The organism is Streptomyces flaveolus (assembly GCF_044765825.1).
GTDB lineage: Bacteria > Actinomycetota > Actinomycetes > Streptomycetales > Streptomycetaceae > Streptomyces > Streptomyces flaveolus.
Genome location: NZ_JBIWKU010000029.1, coordinates 1 through 1,090 on the forward strand (window position 1 = coordinate 1; position 1,090 = coordinate 1,090).

The following is a 1,090-nucleotide window of genomic DNA, read 5'->3' on the forward strand; positions in this document are numbered from 1 at the left end:
ATCACCACCACCAATATCTGCGGTTCGGACCTGCACATGTACGAGGGCCGCACCTCGTTCGAGTCCGGCCGCACCCTGGGACACGAGAACATGGGCCAGGTCGTGGAGGTCGGCTCGGCCGTGCGCAAGGTCCAGGTCGGCGAGTACGTGGTCCTGCCCTTCAACATCGCCTGCGGCTTCTGCAAGCAGTGCGAGCGGGGGCTGACCAACTACTGCCTGACCATGCAGCCGGAACCGGCTCTCGCCGGAGCCGCCTTCGGGTTCGCCGACATGGGCCCCTACCAGGGCGGCCAGGCGGAACTGCTGCGCGTGCCCTACGGCGACTTCAACGCGCTGCGTCTGGGCGAGGACGCCGCCGAGCGGCAGACCGACTACGTGATGCTCGCCGACATCTTCCCCACCGGCTATCACGCCACCGAGATGGCCCACGTCAAACCGGGTGACCAGACCATCGTCTTCGGGGCCGGTCCCGTCGGGCTGATGGCCGCCTACTCCGCCCTCCTCAAGGGCGCCGGCCGTGTCTGGGTGGCCGACCACCAGCCCGACCGGCTGCGCAAGGCGGAGGAGATCGGGGCCATCCCGATCAACACCGCCGGGCAGAACCCGGCGGAGACCGTCAAGGAGGCCACCCTCGGTCTGGGCGCCGACAACGGCTGTGAATGCGTCGGCTACCAGGCGCACGACCCCGAGGGACACGAGGACGCCGGTCTCACGCTCAACGGTCTGATCGACTCGGTCAGGTTCACGGGCGACATCGGCGTGGTGGGGGTGTTCCTGCCCCAGGACCCCGGCGGCAAGGAGGCCCAGGGCGAGCTGGAGGCGCAGGGCAAGATCGCGATCGACTTCGGCATGATGTGGTTCAAGGGCCAGCACATGGGGACCGGGCAGGCGCCGGTGAAGAGGTACAACCGGGCGCTGCGGGACCTGATCGCCGGCGAGAAGGCACAGCCGAGCTTCGTCGTCTCCCACGAACTCAGCCTGGACGAGGCCCCCACCGCCTACGAGCACTTCGACGCCCGTGACGAGGGCTGGACCAAAGTGGTCCTGCACCCCGACGGACACGGCAACGGCCACAAGCGGTAAGAGAACC

General features: G+C 68.4%; 1 protein-coding gene. It reads left to right on the plus strand.

Features of this window, described 5'->3' with window-relative positions; all coding sequences use genetic code 11:
* On the plus strand, positions 1 to 1,083 hold a 1,083-nt coding region (locus ACIRG6_RS37700), incomplete at its 5' end, for a glutathione-independent formaldehyde dehydrogenase (protein ID WP_403326633.1).
* Positions 1,084 to 1,090: the final 7 nt, after the last annotated feature.